Source organism: Chthonobacter rhizosphaerae, from assembly GCF_013839525.1.
Classification (GTDB): Bacteria; Pseudomonadota; Alphaproteobacteria; order Rhizobiales; family Pleomorphomonadaceae; genus Chthonobacter; species Chthonobacter rhizosphaerae.
Window position 1 is genome coordinate 452,686 of the sequence record NZ_JACDIS010000002.1, and the last position, 18,222, is coordinate 470,907.

Annotated in this window: 16 protein-coding genes; 4 read left to right on the forward strand and 12 right to left on the reverse strand. The window is 68.5% G+C overall.

The annotated features are described in order from the left end of the window. Positions 1-12: 12 nt before the first annotated feature. Both HND91_RS05890 and HND91_RS05895 read left to right on the forward strand, forming a co-directional pair. Entirely contained in the window at positions 13-984 is a 972-nt protein-coding gene (locus tag HND91_RS05890) for an LpxL/LpxP family acyltransferase (protein ID WP_181705593.1), read from the forward strand. Positions 985-1,102: 118 nt separating this feature from the next. Next, positions 1,103-2,152, forward strand: coding sequence for an HpcH/HpaI aldolase/citrate lyase family protein (locus HND91_RS05895; protein ID WP_181705594.1), 1,050 nt, complete (start codon positions 1,103-1,105; stop codon positions 2,150-2,152). 122 nt (positions 2,153-2,274) lie between these two features. On the opposite strand, the gene HND91_RS23195 is transcribed toward HND91_RS05895, so the two are convergent. The 5 genes from HND91_RS23195 to dusB form a co-directional block, all read right to left on the reverse strand. Next, on the reverse strand, positions 2,275-4,245 hold the full coding sequence (locus tag HND91_RS23195) for a methyl-accepting chemotaxis protein (RefSeq protein WP_181705595.1): 1,971 nt from the start codon (positions 4,243-4,245) through the stop codon (positions 2,275-2,277). Between the two features lie 192 nt (positions 4,246-4,437). After that, positions 4,438-5,424: a TRAP transporter substrate-binding protein gene (locus HND91_RS05905; protein WP_181705596.1), complete on the reverse strand. Its 987-nt coding sequence runs from the start codon at positions 5,422-5,424 to the stop codon at positions 4,438-4,440. Positions 5,425-5,614: 190 nt separating this feature from the next. Next, positions 5,615-7,057, reverse strand: coding sequence for a nitrogen regulation protein NR(I) (ntrC, locus tag HND91_RS05910; protein WP_181705597.1), 1,443 nt, complete (start codon positions 7,055-7,057; stop codon positions 5,615-5,617). A 24-nt stretch (positions 7,058-7,081) separates the two neighbouring features. Continuing rightward, a complete protein-coding gene (locus HND91_RS05915) occupies positions 7,082-8,230 on the reverse strand; it encodes a two-component system sensor histidine kinase NtrB (protein WP_181705598.1) in 1,149 nt (382 codons plus the stop codon). Beyond that, positions 8,227-9,297, reverse strand: a complete 1,071-nt coding sequence (dusB, locus tag HND91_RS05920; RefSeq protein WP_181705599.1) for a tRNA dihydrouridine synthase DusB — start codon at positions 9,295-9,297, stop codon at positions 8,227-8,229. The genes HND91_RS05915 and dusB overlap by 4 nt, the downstream gene beginning before the upstream one ends. A 165-nt stretch (positions 9,298-9,462) precedes the next feature. Between dusB and HND91_RS05925 the strand changes: the two genes are divergently transcribed. Further along, complete coding sequence (locus HND91_RS05925; RefSeq protein WP_246329310.1) at positions 9,463-10,701, forward strand: bifunctional 2-C-methyl-D-erythritol 4-phosphate cytidylyltransferase/2-C-methyl-D-erythritol 2,4-cyclodiphosphate synthase; 1,239 nt, start codon at positions 9,463-9,465, stop codon at positions 10,699-10,701. Next, a complete protein-coding gene (locus HND91_RS05930; protein ID WP_181705600.1) occupies positions 10,698-11,210 on the forward strand; it encodes a CinA family protein in 513 nt (170 codons plus the stop codon). Before HND91_RS05925 ends, HND91_RS05930 begins: the two co-directional genes overlap by 4 nt. On the opposite strand, the gene HND91_RS05935 is transcribed toward HND91_RS05930, so the two are convergent. From HND91_RS05935 to HND91_RS05965, 7 genes are all read right to left on the reverse strand, one after another. Further along, positions 11,201-11,650, reverse strand: coding sequence for a type II toxin-antitoxin system RatA family toxin (locus HND91_RS05935; protein ID WP_181705601.1), 450 nt, complete (start codon positions 11,648-11,650; stop codon positions 11,201-11,203). The two genes, HND91_RS05930 and HND91_RS05935, sit on opposite strands and share 10 nt — an antisense overlap. Positions 11,651-11,769: 119 nt before the next feature. Then, positions 11,770-12,735 (reverse strand): lipoyl synthase, encoded by a 966-nt coding sequence (lipA, locus tag HND91_RS05940; RefSeq protein ID WP_181705602.1) that lies wholly within the window; start codon positions 12,733-12,735, stop codon positions 11,770-11,772. Between the two features lie 168 nt (positions 12,736-12,903). Beyond that, positions 12,904-13,158 carry a GlsB/YeaQ/YmgE family stress response membrane protein gene (locus HND91_RS05945; protein WP_181705603.1) on the reverse strand — a complete coding sequence of 85 codons (255 nt, stop codon included), beginning with the start codon at positions 13,156-13,158 and terminating at the stop codon, positions 12,904-12,906. Positions 13,159-13,268: 110 nt separating this feature from the next. After that, positions 13,269-14,306 carry a cache domain-containing protein gene (locus HND91_RS05950; protein WP_181705604.1) on the reverse strand — a complete coding sequence of 346 codons (1,038 nt, stop codon included), beginning with the start codon at positions 14,304-14,306 and terminating at the stop codon, positions 13,269-13,271. Positions 14,307-14,650: 344 nt separating this feature from the next. Beyond that, a complete protein-coding gene (lpdA, locus tag HND91_RS05955; protein ID WP_181705605.1) occupies positions 14,651-16,087 on the reverse strand; it encodes a dihydrolipoyl dehydrogenase in 1,437 nt (478 codons plus the stop codon). 189 nt (positions 16,088-16,276) lie between these two features. Next, positions 16,277-16,564 (reverse strand): GIY-YIG nuclease family protein, encoded by a 288-nt coding sequence (locus HND91_RS05960; protein ID WP_181705606.1) that lies wholly within the window; start codon positions 16,562-16,564, stop codon positions 16,277-16,279. Between the two features lie 115 nt (positions 16,565-16,679). Next, positions 16,680-18,125, reverse strand: a complete 1,446-nt coding sequence (locus HND91_RS05965) for a pyruvate dehydrogenase complex dihydrolipoamide acetyltransferase (RefSeq protein ID WP_181705607.1) — start codon at positions 18,123-18,125, stop codon at positions 16,680-16,682. Positions 18,126-18,222 lie beyond the last annotated feature (97 nt).

Consider the following 18,222-nt stretch of genomic DNA (forward strand, 5'->3'; position numbering starts at 1 on the left):
CGAACGTCCGCCGTGTCCGACAGGCCCACAGACACCGACCCCGACAGCCGCCGCGCGGCCATGCAGGACGCGGTCCGCCGCAATCCGACGCGTCGCCGGACGTCGCGGGAGACCGTCCGGGCCACGGACTGGGTCGAGCTCGCCGCCCTGCGGCTGGTGGCGTGGATCCTCGGCGCCCTGCCGGTCGACCGCGGGTCGGCGCTGATGGGTTGGGTCTGGCGCAAGGTGGCGCCGTTCAACGCCCGCCACGCCCGCGCCGACCGGCATCTGGCGGCCGTCATGCCGGAGCTTTCGCCGGCGGAGCGGCGCGCGCTCCTCGACCGCATGTGGGACAACCTCGGCCGGGTGGCGGCGGAGAGCTTCCGGCTGGCGGACATCATGGCCGATCCGGATCGCTTCGAGCACGCCTTCACCGCCCTGGAGGCGCACCGGGCCGACCTCGCGCGCGGCGCGGTGTTCGCCTCCCTGCACCAGGGCAACTGGGAACTTGCCGGCTGGGGCATCCGCCTCGCCGGCTTCCAGGTGGCGGCGGTCTACAACCCGCTGAAGAATCCCCTCGCCGAAGCCTTCCTCCTCGACCGGCGGACGCCGGTCTACGACCAGGGCCTGTTCACCCGCGACCGGGTGTCGGCGCTGAAGCTGCGCTCGCTCGCCCGCCAGGGAGTCGCGATCGGCATGCTGGCGGATCTCCACGACTATACCGGCGTGGAGGCGGACTTCCTGGGCCACCGGGCGCGGCTCGCCACCTATCCGGCGGTGCTCGCCCGCCGTCTCGGGGTGCCGCTGGTGGTCGGGCGGGTGCTGCGCACGACGGGCGTGCACTTTCGGGTGGAGGCCGAGGTGATCGACGTGCCGGTGACCGACGACGTGGACGCGGACATCCGCGCCGGAGCGCTCGCCATGCACAGGCGGTTCGAGACCTACATCCGCGAAGCGCCGGACCAGTGGATGTGGGCGCACCGGAAGTGGCTGACGCTGCGCTGACGCTCCGGCTCGGCCGCCGGCCCCTGCGACCGATCGCCGTGCGCCCTTGGTCCGATTGTGCGGCGCGACGGCCGTGCGCTACCCCTTCGCCCCGAGACTTGCGAGGGAGGAGAGCCCGATGACCGTAAAGACGCCGCGCGCCTACTGGAAGCCGCTCGCCATCGGGGCGCCGGAGCCTCTGAGGGACATCCCCGTCAAGGTGGAGCGCATGATCCACTTCGTGCCGCCGCACATCGAGAAGGTGCGCGCCAAGGTGCCGGAGCTCGCCCGCCAGGTGGACGTGGTGCTCGGCAACCTGGAGGACGCCATCCCGGCGGACGCCAAGGAGGCGGCGCGCGCCGGCTTCGTCGAGATGGTCAAGGCCACCGACTTCGGCGACACCGGCGTCTGGACCCGCATCAACTGCCTGAACAGCCCGTGGGTGCTCGACGACCTGTTCACCCTCGTCGGCGAGATCGGCGACAAGCTGGACGTGGTGATGCTGCCGAAGGTGGAGGGTCCGTGGGACATCCACTACCTGGACCAGCTGCTCGCCCAATTGGAGGCCCGGCATCAGGTGAGGAAGCCGATCCTGATCCACGCCATCCTGGAGACCGCCGAGGGCGTGAAGAACGTGGAGGCGATCGCCACCGCCTCGCCGCGCATGCACGGCATGAGCCTCGGCCCGGCCGACCTCGCGGCCTCGCGCGGCATGAAGACGACCCGCGTCGGCGGCGGCCATCCGGACTACGCGGTGCTGGCCGATGCGAACGGCGACGCCCCGCGCACCGGGTTCCAGCAGGACCTCTGGCACTACACGGTCGCCAAGATGGTGGACGCCTGCCTTGCCGCCGGCATCAAGCCCTTCTACGGCCCGTTCGGCGACTTCGCCGACCTCGCCGCCTGCGAGGCCCAGTTCCGCAACGCCTTCCTGATGGGCTGCGTCGGCGCGTGGTCGCTGCACCCGACGCAGATCGACATCGCCAAGAAGGTGTTCTCCCCCGACGCTCGCGAGGTCGCCTTCGCCAAGCGCATCCTTGACGCCATGCCGGACGGCACCGGCGCCGTGATGATCGACGGCAAGATGCAGGACGACGCCACCTGGAAGCAGGCCAAGGTCATCTGGGACCTCGCATGCCAGGTGGCGGGCCGCGATCCGGAAAAGGCGAAGGAATACGGGATCGGGTGACGCGGGAGAGAGTGAAAACGGCTGGTTCGGGCAGCGGTATGCGCCACCCGGCTACCGAAGCCAATCCGTGCCGTTCGCCGCTCGTGAAGGTTTGCCCAAGCGTGGCGAACAGGCCGTCGCCATCAGGCGGCGGCCACTTCGGCCAGGAAAGTCTCGATCTTCCGCTTCAACGCTTCGGACCGATCGGTGACGGCGCCCGCGACCCGGTTCACGTCGTCGATCGCCTCCCGCGCGCCGAGCACGCCGTCGAGGACCCGCCGCACATCGGAGGCCACGTTCTTCGTGCCATCGGCAGCCATCGCGGTGTTCCGGCTGATGGCGCCGGTTGATGCGGCCTGCTGCTCGACGGCGGCGCTGATGGCTCCAGACGTCATTTGGACGGTGTCCATGCTTTCGGAGATCCGGTTGATGGCCATGACCGCCCGTTCGGTGGTCGACTGGATCTCCGCCACATGGTCCGCGATGTTGGTCGTCGCGTGGGCAGTCTGGTTGGCCAAATCCTTGACCTCCGCGGCGACGACCGAGAACCCGCGCCCGTGTTCTCCCGCCCGAGCCGCCTCGATCGTCGCGTTCAGGGCGAGCAGGTTCGTCTGGTCGGCCACCTTGCGGATCATCGAGATAACTTCTCCGATCTGCTGGGCGGCGTATGCCAGGCCGGCCACCTCTTCCTTGGCCGACCGGCTGAGCGTGGCAACTTGATGAACCGTCGTGGACGACGTGACGATCTTCTGGGCGACCTCATCGACGCTATCAGCCAGCTCGCTTGCCGATGCGGATAATTGCTCCACGCTGTCCGACACGCGGCGGGACGCGCCCGTGGCGGACTCGGCTTTGGAAGCCCCCTCCTCCATGAGCCTGACCACCTTACCGGAAGCGACACTCAGCTGACTCACATCCCCCACCACGTCCAAGAGCAGGCCATTGGTGGTGCTTTTGAATTCGTCGATCAGGCTGGAGACCAGCTCGTGCCTCACCCGGTCGCGTCGATTGCGAGCCTCGTCGGCCGCCTGGAGCTCCAACCGGCGGATCTCGTTCAGGCGAAACTGCTCGACGCTGCGGGCCATCTGGCCGATTTCGTCCGGCCTGTTCAGGTCCTGGACCACACTGCCGAGGCTGCCGGCGTTGATGGCGACCATGGCGCTTTGCAGGTCGAAGATCGGCCGCGTGATGCGGCGTGCGAGGAAAAAGGCCAGCAACAGGCCGACAATAGGGATCAACACGGCTGCGAGCGTCAGACCGGAGCGGAGCATCCAGCCGGCTTCTTCGGCGCGGGCGCTGGCAGCCTCGAAATCGGCCAACGCACGGGCCCGAGCGACATCACCGATCTCGTCGAGAGCCTTGTAGGCCGCGTCCAGGCGAGAGGCCGCATCGTGGGATGCCCTCTGCGCGGCGTCGAGCTTGGGCATATGGTCGGTCACGAGCGCGGACAGCTCGGCCATCTTGGCGGCCATTTTGCCGACACGTGGCGGTGCGCCAGGCAGCCTGGACATGATCTTGGCCGCTTCGTCGAGGCGAGCCAATTCCTGCAGGATCCGTTCCCGGTCAAGAGCCTGAAAGGTCGCCACGTAATTCGTGGTCGCGGTGGACAGCCGACCCGACGCATCGGTCATCGTGAATCCGGCGTTGATCATATCGACGCTGCCGCTCCGGCTCGCGATGCCTGCCAGCGCGCCCGCCGGATTGCCCACCTGCACGGCGGAATCAACCAAGCGTGTCATGGCAACAGAGAGCGTGTGGATCGATCCAGCGGTCTCCCCATAAGCGGCCTGAATACTCGCGACGGCGTTCGCAACGGTCGCGTCGGCAGGATGCAAGCGGCTGTAGGTCTCCAGCGCGACCAGATTCTCCTCGGCGCGCTTGGCGTCGTTTCCGGTCCGAGACTGCACGAACACGAAGGCCGAGCGTCGCGCTTCGGAGGCCAAAGCGATCAGCTCGGCAGCTTGTTGGACGATCGCGAAAGCGTCGTTCCGCTCCAGGTCCGCGACGCGGGCACGGTTGGCCGCAAAGGTCGCTACGACCGCCAGCACGGCCGACAGGACGGCGATGGTAGAGAAGTTCCAGATGATACGACCGGATAGGGATCCAATGAACACGGCGCTCTCCAATGGGCAGAGATTGAAGGTGGCTTGATCGACGGAGCCCGAACTCCGTCGCTCTTTGCTTGCGGGCGCTCTTGGGGAATGTTGTCACCGGGGATCGTCTGCAGGTCCGATCCGCGGTGCGTCGGTCGATCCGGTCGGCCAGAAAGCGCCGGCGCGGAGAGCGGTCGGCGCGCCGGCTGGGATTCAGGCCGCCAGCGACTTGATTTCCGCCAGCACGTCGGCGCCGACGATCTCGGCGCAGGCGGCATGGACGGTGCCGGCGGCCTTCATGAAGGACGCGACATCCACATCGTCGACGATCGTCCAGCCGTTGTCCTTCAGAAAGCCGAGGCCGCTCGCATCGGCCTGGTTGGACTCTGCATGGCTCGCCTTCATGCCCGCGACGGCCGCCTCACGGAACATGGCGAGTTCGGCAGCGGTCAGCTCGGCCGCCACGTCTTCGGACAGGCCAAACATGCCCGGGGAGTAGGTGTGGCCGGTGAGTGAGACGTGGGTCTGCATGCCCTCCAGCTTGGCCGCGATGATGTTGGTGATTGGGTTCTCCTGCGCGTCCACCTCGCCGGCCTTCATCTTCGGCACGAGCTCAGCGAAGGGAATCGGGATCGGATTGGCGCCGAGCGCCTTGAAGGTCGCCACCGAAACCGGCGATTCCGGCACGCGGATCTTCAGGCCGGCAAGGTCGGCCGGGGTTCGGACGGGCATGCGCGCGGTCACGTGGCGAAGACCGTTCTCGTACATGCCTATGCCCACGATACCCGTGCCGGAAAGCGACCGGAGGCCGAACTCGCCGAGCTTGCCGGCGAAGGCCGCGCGGGCGGCGTCGCGGCTCGGGAACAGGAAGGGCGTGACGAGACCCTTGGTCGTGTTCGGGACGTCGGTCAGCACGTCGACAGCCAGGCTGAACATGTCGATGGAGCTGTCCTTCACGCCGGCGACCAAGTCGACGGCCTTGCCGATGGCTGACGCGTGGAAAACCTCGACCTGAAGCGTGCCGCCCGACTTCTCGGCCAGTGCTTTGGCGAAGCTGTCGGAGGCAATGCCGATGGCGCTGTTGGTGGCGGAAACCGTTCCGAGCCGGAACCTCCGAACGGCGGCACGGGCGATGTGCGGCATGGCCAGTGCGGCCACGCCGGCGACGGACGAGATCAGAAGGTGACGGCGAGAAAACATCGGGCGCTCCCATGGCAGCGAATACTTCCCGACGTTAATGGAAAGGCCTGAATATTCGGTTAAGAACCTTGCAATTTATAACAATGACTCCGGAAGCTCGGGATGTCCGATGGCTTAGGGTTCACGCTCCCTTCGCTTCAGGTCGGAAATGTCCCGGGCCGCGCTGAACCACGCCGGTGGTGGACCGTTCTCACCGCGTCGAGCGGATCACCTGCACGTCGAGGTCCCGGATCTTCTTTCTCAGCGTGTTCCGGTTCACACCCAGAAGCTCCGCCGCCTTGATCTGGTTGCCCCGGGTGGCGGCAAGCGCCGCGCCGATCAGCGGGTATTCGACTTCCTTCAGGATGCGGTGATAGAGGCCCGGGGGCGGGAGGCCGTCGCCGTAGCCGGTGAAGTATTTCGTCAGGAAGCGCTCCACCGCGTTGGAGAGGTTGTCGTCCGGCGGCGGCTCGTCCTCGGTGGCGGTCATGGACGGCGTCGCCAGCTCCTGCTCGATCAGGTTCACCGTGATGGTGTCCTGCGGATAGAGGGCGGCGAGGCGGCGGACGAGGTTCTCCAGTTCGCGGATGTTGCCGGGCCAGCGGTAGCGCTTCAGGCGCTCGATGGCTGCCGTCTCGATCTGCTTCGACGGCAGGCCCTCCTTCTCGGCGAGGGCGAAGAAATGGCGCACGAGGTCCGGCACGTCCTCGGTGCGCTCGCGCAGCGGCGGCAGGCGGATCGGCACCACGTTGAGGCGGAAGAACAGGTCCTCGCGGAAGAGACCCTGGTTGATCAGCTGGCGCAGGTCCTTGTTGGTGGCGGCGACGATGCGCACGTCCGTCTTGATGGCGGTGCGGCCGCCGACGGTGGTGTACTCGCCCTGCTGGAGGACGCGCAGGAGCCGGGTCTGGGCGTCCATCGGCATGTCGCCGATCTCGTCGAGGAAGAGCGTGCCGCCCTCCGCCTGCTCGAAGCGGCCGGCGGAGCGGGACTGGGCGCCGGTGAACGCGCCCTTCTCGTGGCCGAACAGCTCGCTTTCGATCAGGTCGCGCGGGATCGCCGCCATGTTGATGGCGACGAACGGCCCGGCGCGGCGCTTGCCGTAGTCGTGGAGCGCGCGAGCGACCAGTTCCTTGCCGGTGCCGCTCTCGCCGGAGATCATGACCGTGAGGTCGGTCTGCATCAGGCGGGCGAGGACGCGGTAGATCTCCTGCATGGCGGGCGAGCGGCCAACCAGCGGGATGGCATCGCCGCCGTCGTCCGCCGCGTCGAGCCGCTGCCGGTTCTTCGGCTCGGCGAGGGCCCGGCCCACGATGGAGATCAGCTCCTTCAGGTCGAAGGGCTTGGGAAGGTACTCGTAGGCGCCCTTCTCCGACGCGCGGATCGCGGTCATGAAGGTGTTCTGCGCGCTCATGACGATGACCGGCAGCTCCGGCCGCACCTTCTTGATCCGCGGCAGGAGATCGAACGCGTTCTCGTCGGGCATGATCACGTCTGTGATGACGAGATCGCCGTCTCCCTGCGCCACCCACCGCCAGAGGGTCGCCGCGTTGGAGGTGAGACGCACTTCGTAGCCCGCGCGCGACAGGGCCTGGTTGAGCACCGTGCGGATCGCGGAGTCGTCGTCGGCGACAAGGATGCTGCCGGTCGGCATGAAGGCTTCCTCAAGGGTGAGAGCTCAGTCGGCCATCTTTTCGGTGAAGGCCGGGAGAAGGACGCGGAATGCGGTGCGACGGGGCTGGCTGTCGCACTCGATGACGCCGCCGTGGTCGCCGATGATCTTGGCGACGAGCGCGAGACCGAGCCCGGTGCCGTTGGTCTTCGTCGTCACGAACGGGTCGAACATGTGGGCCTGGATCTCCTCCGGAACGCCGGGTCCGTTGTCGCGAACCGTGAACTCCAGCGGCAGCGTCACTCGCTCGCGGGTGCCCGGCACGGACAGGCGCACGCCCGGCCGGAACGCGGTCGCGAGCGCGATCTCCGCGTCCGGCGTGTCGGTGAGGGCCTCGGCGGCGTTCTTGACGAGGTTGAGGAAGACCTGGATGAGCTGGTCGCGGTTGGCCCACACCGGCGGCAGCGACGGGTCGTATTCCTCGATGATGCGGATGTCCCGGGCGAAGCCCGACTGGGCGAGGCGCTTCACGTGCTCCAGCACCGCGTGGATGTTGACCGCCTCGCGCTCGATCGGCCGCTCGTCGGAAAAGACCTCCATGCGGTCCACGAGCTTGACGATGCGGTCCGCCTCGTCGGTGATCAGGCGGGTGAGCGCCCGGTCGGGGTCGTCCACGGACTGTTCCAGAAGCTGTGCGGCACCGCGGATGCCGGACAGCGGGTTCTTGATCTCGTGCGCCAGCATGGCGGCAAGGCCGGTGACCGAGCGGGCCGCGCCCCGGTGGGTGAGCTGGCGGTCCATCTTGTCCGCCATGGTGCGCTCCTGGAGCATCACCACGGTGTCCTGGGCGCCCTCGTTGGCGGGCGCGGCGTAGATGTCCACGATGCGCTCCCCGCCGATGCGGGGCGTGCCGATGTCGACGCGGTACTCGTTGACGCTGGATCCCCGGTCGCGCACCTGGTCGATGAGGGTGAGGAGCGGGCTGCCGAAGGGCACGAAATGCTTCAGCGGATGACGGGCGAGCACGGCCGCGCTCGCCTGGAAGAAGCTCTGGGCGGCGTCGTTGGCGGAGCGGATATGGCCCCGGGCGTCGACCAGGATCACGGGATGCGGAAGGGCGTTGAGAATGGCGGCCTCCGAACCGAAACGGATGGGCGTGTCTGCGGGCGTGGCGGAGCCGGCGGCCGGGTCCTTGGGGCGGACACGGTCGCTCATGCGGCTTCCCTCCGGGTTGCTGAACGGGGCGCCGCGTCGGCGAACCAGCGGCGGAGATCGGCGAGGACGGCTCCGGGCTCCTCGGCGGCGAAGATCCGCGTCTTGAGCGCCGGCGCGGCCGGATGCGGATTGGCGACGGCCTCGAAGGTCCAGCCGATATGCTTGCGGGCGATCCTGACGCCGAGAGCGGAACCATAGAGCGAGAGGATCGCCTCATAATGCTCCACCAGCGTGTCGCGGATCTCCTCGACCGGCGGGTCGACCGCCTCGCCGCCGGTGCGCAGCGCCTCGGCGATGCGCCCCGGCGCCCACGGGCGGCCGTAGGCGCCGCGTCCGATCATGACGGCGTCGGCGCCGGAAAGGGCCAGCGCCCGGCGGGCGGTCTCGGCGGAGACGATGTCGCCGTTGACCACGAGCGGGATGCCGATCGCGTCGCGCACCGCGCGTACCTTCGACCAGTCGGCGGCGCCCTTGTAGAACTGGCAGCGCGTGCGGCCGTGGACCGTCACCATCCGGACGCCGATCGCCTCGGCGCGGGCGGCGAGCTCCGGCGCGTTCAGCGAGCGGTCGTCCCAGCCGAGGCGCATCTTCAGCGTGACCGGAAGGTCCACGGCGCCGACGACCGCCTCGATCAGGCGGGAGGCGTGGTCGAGGTCGCGCATCAGGGCGGAGCCGGAGTAGCCGGTCGTCACGCGCTTCGCCGGGCAGCCCATGTTGATGTCGATGACGGACGCCCCTGCTGCGGCGGCCCGGATCGCGCCCTCGCGCATCCAGTGGGCCTCCCGGCCGGCGAGCTGGACCACATGGACGTCGATGCCCTCCCCTTCGGCGCGGGTGAGGGTCTCCGGATCGCCCTCCGCGAGCGTCTCGCAGGCCACCATCTCGGACACGACGAGACCTGCGCCATATCGTTGGGCGATCCGGCGGAAGGCCAGATCGCTGACGCCCGACATGGGGGCGAGGAAGACGCGATTCGGCGCGGTGACGCCGCCGATCCCAAGGGACAGGCTCGCCGAATTCCCTTGTTCCGCCGACGGATCGACTACGCGTCCGTTTGAATTGCTCATAAACGGGGCATCCCGGTTTGCTGCTCACATTTTACGCATTGGAAGCGACGGCACAAGCGGTCTTGCACGCCTTCTTGCCGTTTCCTTCAAGCATCGCTAATCCACGACGATGATTTCCGATCGGCTCCGGTCGCTCGGCCTCGGTTCTTGGCCCAGAGCAGGACGATGTCCGACAGCAATTCCCTCGCACCCGCAGCAATGAACGTCAACGTGGCCGTCCTGCTGGTGGCGGCGGGGCGCGGAAGCCGGGCCGGCGGTCCGGACGCCGGAGGGCCGAAGCAGTACCGCGCCCTCGCCGGCAAGCCGGTGCTGCGGCACACGGTCGAGGCTTTTCTCCACCACCCGGTGGTGACCCGGATCGTGACGGTGATCCATCCGGACGACGCGGATCTCGCCGCCGCCTGCCTTGCCGACGTCGCCGCCGGGCGCGCCCTGCCCCCTGTCACCGGCGGCAGGACACGACAGGAGAGCGTGCGGCGCGGCCTGGAGGCGCTGGCCGGCGACCCGCCGGACCTGGTGCTCGTGCACGACGGGGTGCGGCCATTCGTGACGGGCGGAACGATCGACGCCTGCGTCGATGCGCTCGGACGCCACGAGGCGGTGGTCGTCGGCGTTCCGGTCGTCGACACGGTGAAGCGCACCGGTCCGGACGGCCGCATCCTGGAGACGGTGCCGCGCGAGGGGCTGTGGCGCGCCGCGACGCCGCAGGGCTTTCGTTTCGCCACCATCCTGGACGCCCATCGCCGCGCGGCCGCGGCCGGCGTCTCCGACCTCACCGACGACGGGGCCGTGGCCGAGTGGGCCGGCCACGCGGTGCACATGGTCGCCTGCGACGAGGGGAACACCAAGTTGACCACCCAGTCCGACTTCGCCGCCGCCGAGGCGCGGCTGACCGCCGAAACCTTCCTGCGCCTGCCGGACGTGCGCGTCGGCGTCGGCTACGACGTGCACCGGTTCGAGGAGGGCGACGCGGTCGTGCTCGGCGGCGTCACCATCCCGCACAGCCACAAGCTCAACGGCCACTCGGACGCGGACGTGGCGCTGCACGCGCTGGTCGATGCCATCCTGGGCGCGATCGGCGACGGGGACATCGGGCAGCATTTTCCGCCTTCCGATCCGCGCTGGCGCGGCGCGGCGTCCACGCTCTTCCTGGAGGACGCGGTGCGGCGCGTGCGCGAGCGCGGCGGCATCGTCGCCCATTGCGACATCGCCATCCTGGCGGAGGCGCCCAAGGTGGGGCCGCACCGGGACGCCATGCGGGCCATCATCGCCGGCGTCTGCGGCATCCCGGTCGAGCGAGTGGGCGTGAAGGCGACCACGAACGAGAAGATGGGCTTCGTCGGCCGGCGCGAGGGCATCGCCGCCATGGCGACGGCGACGGTGCGCCTGCCGGTGGCTCCATGAGCGACCTGACGCCCCTGCTGCCCCGCGCGGCGGCTCTCCTCGACGCGGCCCGGGCCGGCGGCCACCGGATCGCCACGGCGGAGTCCTGCACCGGCGGGCTGATCGCGGCGCTGCTGACGGAGATTCCGGGCTCGAGCGCCGTGGTGGACCGGGGCTTCGTGACCTATTCGAACGGGGCGAAGACCGATCTCCTGGGCGTGCCGGCGGACCTGATCGCGCGGCATGGCGCGGTCAGCGAACCGGTGGCGCGGGCCATGGCCGAAGGCGCCCTCGCCCGCTCCGACGCGACCGTCGCGGTCTCGGTCACGGGCATCGCGGGACCGGGCGGCGGGTCGACCGCCAAGCCGATCGGTCTCGTGCACTTCGGGCTTTCCGTTCGCGGCGGCGCGACGCGACACCTGGAGCGGCGCTTCGGCGATCTCGGCCGCGGCGCCGTGCGCCTCGTCTCCGTGGAGACCGCGCTCGGTCTCCTGGAGGAGGCGATTGGCCGTGCCGGCGGTCAGCCGTAGACCGTGTCGGCGCGGCTTTCGAAGGCTTCGGCGAACTTCCGGAACGCCTTGTCGAACATGGCGCCCATCAGCGCCCCGAGGGTTCGGCTCTTGAACTCGTAGGTGATGAAGAAGTGCACCTCGGAGGTGGTCTCGCCGGTCGGCCTGAACCGCCAGACGTTCTCCAGGTGCTTGAACGGCCCGTCCAGGTATTCCACCGTGATGGTCAGCGCCGCGCGGTCGAGCGTCACCTTCGAGGTGAACGTCTCCCGGAACATGGCGTAGGCGACCGTCATGTCGGCCACCATCACCTCGCGGCCGTCCGGCATGGGACGCCGGGCGCGGACGACGAGGCTTTCACACAGCGGAACGAAGCGCGGGTAGGTCTCCACGTCGGCGACGAGGTCGAACATCTTCTCGGCGGAGTGGCGCACGCGGCGGGTGGTTTCGAAGGACGGCATGACGAGCGAACGTTGAACCCGAACGATGGTTGCGGCGGCCGGCCGGTTCCTGCGCGGCCGCGGCGGCGGGCGCCCGGCCGGGCGCTCCGTCGTGTCACACTATACCGGCGCTGTGTTGATCAGGCCTTTCCGCCCTGGCGCGCCTCGCGGGCGGCCTTCAGGCGGGCGAAGTCCTCGCCGGCGTGGTGGGACGAGCGGGTCAGCGGGCTCGACGACACCATCAGGAAGCCCTTGGTGTAGGCGATCGTCTCCAGCGACTTGAACTCGTCCGGCGTCAGGAAGCGGACGATGGGGTGATGCTTCCGGGTCGGCTGCAGGTACTGGCCGACGGTCAGGAAATCCACCTCGGCGGTGCGCAGGTCGTCCATGAGCTGGAGGATCTCGTTCCGCTCCTCGCCGAGCCCGACCATGATGCCGGACTTGGTGAACATGGTCGGATCGAGCTCCTTCACCCGCTGCAGCAGGCGGATGGAGTGGAAGTAGCGCGCGCCGGGCCGAACCGTCAGGTACTTGGACGGCACGGTCTCCAGGTTATGGTTGAACACGTCTGGCTTCGCCTCGACGACGATCTCCAGGGCGCCGTCCTTGCGCAGGAAGTCCGGCGTCAGCACCTCGATGGTGGTCTGCGGCGAGCGGGCCCGGATGGCGCGGATCACCTCGGCGAAATGGCGGGCGCCGCCGTCGGCGAGGTCGTCCCGGTCCACGGAGGTGATCACCACGTGGGAGAGGCCGAGCTTCTCCACGGCGATCGCCACGTTCTCCGGCTCGTGCGGATCGAGGGCGCCGGGCATGCCGGTCTTCACGTTGCAGAAGGCGCAGGCGCGGGTGCACGTGTCGCCCATGATCATCATGGTGGCGTGCTTCTTCGACCAGCACTCGCCGATGTTCGGGCAGCCGGCCTCCTCGCACACGGTGACGAGGCCGTTCTCCTTCACGATGCCCTGGGTCTCCCGATAGATCGGGGAGCCGGGCGCCTTGACGCGGATCCACTCGGGCTTGCGCAGGACCGGATTGTCCGGCCGGTGGGCTTTCTCCGGATGGCGCGCCTTCGGCGGGTTCTTCACCGTATCGAGCAGGGTGACCATGTCGTCCTCAGCCTCTGTTCCCGGAGGGAGGCGCGCGCCGCCGCCCTACCGTTCAATTGCCCCATGGATCGCGGTTTCTCAAGGGGCGGCCGAGCATTACCGGGTTGCAGCCGACGAATGGCGGAGACACTTCCGGACCCCGGTTCAGCGGCGACGGGGGGCGGCGGCTCAGGACCGCTTCAGCCACTGATAGATGGTGATGAGGCCGAAAGCCCCCACGATGGCGCCGACGAGGTTCTCCGCGAACCCGTCGATGGTGAAGCCGAGCCTCCGGGCCAGCCAGCCCATCACCACGGCGCCGAGCACGCCGAGGAAGATGTTCGTCAGGAAACCATGATCCGAGCGGGTGATCCGCTCCGCCACATAGCCCGCGATCAGCCCGATGATGATCGAGCCCAGGAATCCCACGCCTTCCATGCCCATGGCCGCTTCCTCGCCGGCCTGGCCGCGCCCTCGGGCGGCGCCTCCATCCAGACCGGTCCCAAAAGGCAACTGGTGTGGAGGTTACGTTCCGTCAAGCTCCGCGTCACGCTTCACGGACGTGCCTTCATCTCGATGACGCCGGCCCAGCCGAGGCCTCGGTAGGTTTCGTACCCGGGGGTCCGATGAAAGGCGAGGATGGAGCCGTCGGCAGCCATCGTCCAGCCGCTCAGGTCCGCGCTCTCCAGACGAATGCGCTCGGAGAGGATCCCCTTTCCGTCCGAGGCGGCGATCACGCGCCCGCCGGCGTCGACGATCATGGCGCGCGCCGTCGCCTTCTCCTCGTCGGTGAACCGGATGCCCTCCACGATCGTCCGCGCCTGGGGCTCCCAGTCGAAGTGGATGGCCAGGATCCCGATCGGGGCACCATGGGTCGCCGCGCCGGCCCGGACGGGCGTCGCGTAGGTGGCGACCGCGCGGTTGTCCAGCAGCGGTTCCGTGGTGACGTCCTCCGCGTGGAAGTCGTCGCCGGTCCTGAGTCTCGAGGCGGCCCGGAACCATGGCCGGTCGCCGGCGGACCGGCCGCGCACCTGGAACCGGTCGTCACCGGCGGACGCCAGGATGCGGCCGTCCGTGTCGCAGAGCCAGAGGTCCAGGTAGACGGTGTAGGCCTTGATGATGACGCCCAGGCGCTCGCAGGCGAAATCCGCCGCCTGCGGGGTCTTCTCGGCGGCGGCGGCCACGAAGGCCGAGTCGGTGGCCCACCAGCGCACGTCGCAGGTGCGTTCGTAGAGGTTGCGGTCGACGATCTCGATGGCGTTGAGGGCGAGATCGACCAGCCTCTGCCCCTTGGCGGTGCGGGCCATGTCGTCGGCCATCCGCGCGAGGGCGTCTATCTCTCCGGCGAGTTCCGCCTCAAGCGAAACGGACAGGTCCTCCACCTCGTCGGAGATGCCCCGCACCTCCTGCGAGACGACCGCGAAGCCGCGCCCGAGTTCACCGGCGCGCGCCGCCTCGATGAGGGCGTTCAACGCAAGGATGCGCATCCGCCGGTTGATCGCCCGGATCTGCCCCACCTTCGTGACGGCCAGATCGCGCGTGGATTGCGAGCGAACCGAAATGTCGTGCGCGGTGACGGCCCGCAGCGCCATGGTGCCCTCCGATGATCGTCATGGTCGAACCCATGATTGTGCACCGCGACTTAAAACGTGGTTTATAAATCAAGATGATAGAAGCTGATATATTAGTAATACAGAATGTGACGAGTCCGAATACCACAGCCGGACGGCGATCGGATTCTCCTGGATCCCGCTGTGACTGTAGGGGCTTGGCGTGCATAGCGTGAACTGCTCGGCTTGCTTGTCGCAGCCGGCAGGCAACGTTGCGCAGCGCAATTTTTTCTTTGCTGCCTGGACCGACGGCCACACGGCGCTCTCTCATCAAGGTCGAATCAGGAGTGCGAGCCCGCCCGGAGCGGGCCCGCCCTCCCCCGCCGTCAGATGTGGATGGCCCGGCCGTAAGCCGAGAGCACGCTCTCGTGCATCATCTCGGAGAGCGTCGGGTGCGGGAAGACCGTGTGCATCAGGTCCTCCTCGGTGGTTTCCAGCTGCATGGCCACCACGAAGCCCTGGATCAGCTCGGTCACCTCGGCGCCGATCATGTGGGCCCCAAGGAGCTGGCCCGTCTTGGCGTCGAAGATGGTCTTCACGAGGCCTTCCGGCTCGCCGAGCGCGATCGCCTTGCCGTTGCCGATGAAGGGGAAGCGGCCGACCTTGACCTCGTAGCCGGCCTCCTTGGCGCGGTTCTCCGTGAGACCGACGGACGCCACCTGCGGATGGCAGTAGGTGCAGCCCGGGATCTTCGCCTTGTCCATCGCATGCACGTGCTTGCCGGCGATGGCCTCGATGGTGAGCACGCCCTCGTGTTCGGCCTTGTGGGCGAGCATCGGCGGGCCGGCCACGTCGCCGATGGCGTAGATGCCGGGCACGCTGGTGCGGCCGAGGCCGTCGGTGACGACGCAGCCCCTGTCGGTCTTCACGCCGAGGGCTTCGAGGCCGAGGTTCTCGATGTTGCCGACCACGCCGACGGCCGAGATCACCCGATCGACCTTGATCTGCTGCTTGGATCCGTCCTTCAGCTCCACCGTGGCGGTGACGTCGTCGGCGCCCTTGGCGAGCGCCGTCACCTTGGCCTCGGTGAGGATCTTGAAGCCCTGCTTCTCGAATCTCTTCTTGGCGTGCTCGGCGATCTCGTGGTCCTCGACGGGCAGGATCTGCGGCATCACCTCCACCACGGTCACCTCGGCGCCCATGGTGCGGTAGAAGCTGGCGAACTCGATGCCAATGGCGCCGGAGCCGACCACCAGCAGAGACTTCGGCATGACGTCCGGCACCATGGCCTCGAAATAGGTCCAGACCAGCTTGCCGTCCGGCTCCAGGCCCGGCAGCACGCGCGGACGGGCGCCGGTGGCCACGATCACGTGCTTGGCCTGGTACTCGCCGGCGCCGAGCGCGCCGCGCGGGGCCGGGTTGGGCTTGCCGTACTCGGTCTCGCGAGCGGCTTCCACCTTGACGGTACCGACCTTCGGGATCGAGGCCCGGCCCCAGATCACGTCCACCTTGTTCTTCTTCAACAGCCCGCCGACGCCACCGTTCAGCTGGGCCGAGACACCCCGCGACCGCTTCACGATGGCCGCGGGATCGAACCCGACGCCCTGGACGGTCAGCCCGTAGGCCTCCGCGTGGGTGGCGTAGTGGTAGACCTCCGCGGACCTGAGGAGCGCCTTGGTCGGAATGCAGCCCCAGTTCAGGCAGATGCCGCCAAGATGCTTGTTCTCCACCACCGCGGTCTTGAACCCGAGCTGCGCCGCCCGGATGGCGGTGACATATCCGCCGGGACCGGCGCCGATGATGATCACGTCGTATTGGGACATGGGGGATGCTTCCTTATCCTCTGGCGTGTCGTGTTCGCTCGCGTCGCGCCATGCTTGCGGCGTTCAGGTGTGACGCGGTCGGTTGGATCCCGGCTTTCGCCGGGATGACGGGCGTTGGGATGTCCGGATTTGCCCATCGTCATCCCGGCGAAAGCCGGGATCCAACCGACGGCTCAATCACCCTCGCAGTCAGAAAAGTGTGTCGTACAGATCAAGCCAATCGGGGTTGGTCGCCTCGATCAGCTGAACTTTCCAGTGCCGTCGCCATTCCTTGATCTGCTTCTCGCGCCGAATAGCCGTTTCCATGATGTCGTGGGCTTCGAACCAGACGAGCCGGTCGACGTGATACTTCGTCGTGAAGCCTTTCCGGATCTTTTCCCGGTGCTCCCAGACCCGGCTCGGCAGGTTGCTGGTGACACCGGTATAGAGCGTACCGCGTCGACCGCTTGCGAGAATGTAGACCGCGGGTTCCTTCACGTTGCGCTCCGACCGGCAGGGGCATGCACGTCATGCGAACCTGTCGGCCGGATTACCGGCCTTTAGTCGATTGGATCCCGGCTTTCGCCGGGATGACGGGGCGGGACTCCCCCCCTCACACCAGCATGGAGAACGGCTTCTCCACATACCCCTTGAACGCCTGGATCAGCTCCGCCCCGAGCGCGCCGTCCACGGCCCGGTGATCCGTGGACAGCGTCACGCTCATGATCGTCGCGACCGCGAGCTCGCCCTTCTTCACCACGGCGCGCTGCTCGCCGGCGCCGACCGCCAGGATGGTGGCGTGGGGCGGGTTGATGACGGCGGCGAAGTCTTTCACGCCGAACATGCCGAGGTTGGAGACCGCCGTGGTGCCGCCCTGGTATTCCTCCGGCTTCAGCTTGCGGTCGCGGGCGCGCTTGGCGAGGTCCTTCATTTCGTTGGAGATGATGGAGAGCGGCTTGGTTTCCGCCTTGCGGATGATCGGCGTGATCAGGCCGCCGGGGATGGACACGGCGACGCCCACGTCGGCGTGCTTGTGGCGGAGCATGCCGCCGTCGGTCCACGACACGTTGGCGTCCGGCACCGCCTTGAGGGCGAGCGCCATGGCCTTGATGACCATGTCGTTGACCGACAGCTTGTACGCCGGCTTGCCGTCCGTGACCGCGGCCGCCTCGTTGAGCTGGGCGCGCAGGGCGAGCAGCGCGTCGAGTTCGCAGTCGACCGTCACGTAGAAGTGCGGCACGGTCTGCTTGGACTCGGTGAGCCGCCGGGCGATCGTCTTGCGCATGCCGTCGTGAGGCACGAGCTCGAAGGAGCCCGGCTCGAACAGCTTCAGCACCGCGTCGTCGGAGAGGCCCGACGGAGCGGCGGGCTTCGGACCCTCCGGGGCCTTGGCGGCCGGAGCCGGCGCGCCGGCCGGGGCGGCGGCCGGCTTCGCGCCGGGCTTGGCGTTCTCAACGTCGCGCAGGATGATGCGGCCGTGCGGACCGGAGCCGAGGATGTCGGAGAGGCTGACGCCCTTCTCCTTGGCGACGCGGCGGGCGAGCGGCGAGGCGAACATCCGGCCCTCGCCGGACGACGCCGGAGCCCCCTGGGGCGCGGCGGACGCGGACTGGGCCGAAGCGGATTGGGCCGACGGGGGCGCGGACTGCGCAACGGGGGCCGGCGCGGCGGCGCCGTAGCCGCCGCCGGGCGGGCTCGACGGCGGCGGGTTGGCGACCGGGGCGGCGCCGGACGCGGGCGCCTCGGCGGCCTTCGGAGCCTCGCTCGACGCGGCCTTGGCGGCACCGTTGCCGGAGGCGGCCGCCGCGACGTCCTCGCCCTCGCCGGCCAGCAGCGCGATGACGGCGTTGACCGCCACGTCCTGGGTGCCTTCCGGCACCACGATCTTGGCGACGGTGCCCTCGTCGACGGCCTCCACCTCCATGGTGGCCTTGTCGGTCTCGATTTCGGCGATCACGTCGCCGGACTTCACCGTGTCGCCTTCCTTCACCGTCCACTTGGCGAGATTGCCCTTCTCCATGGTGGGAGAGAGAGCCGGCATCAGAATCTCGATCGGCATTCCGTGTCCTCCCCGGTCAGGCCGGTTCCCGTCGCGAGCGGCCCGTCGGCGCTCGGCAGAGAGTGTTCAGGTGGACCGACCAGCCGCAGCGGCGGTC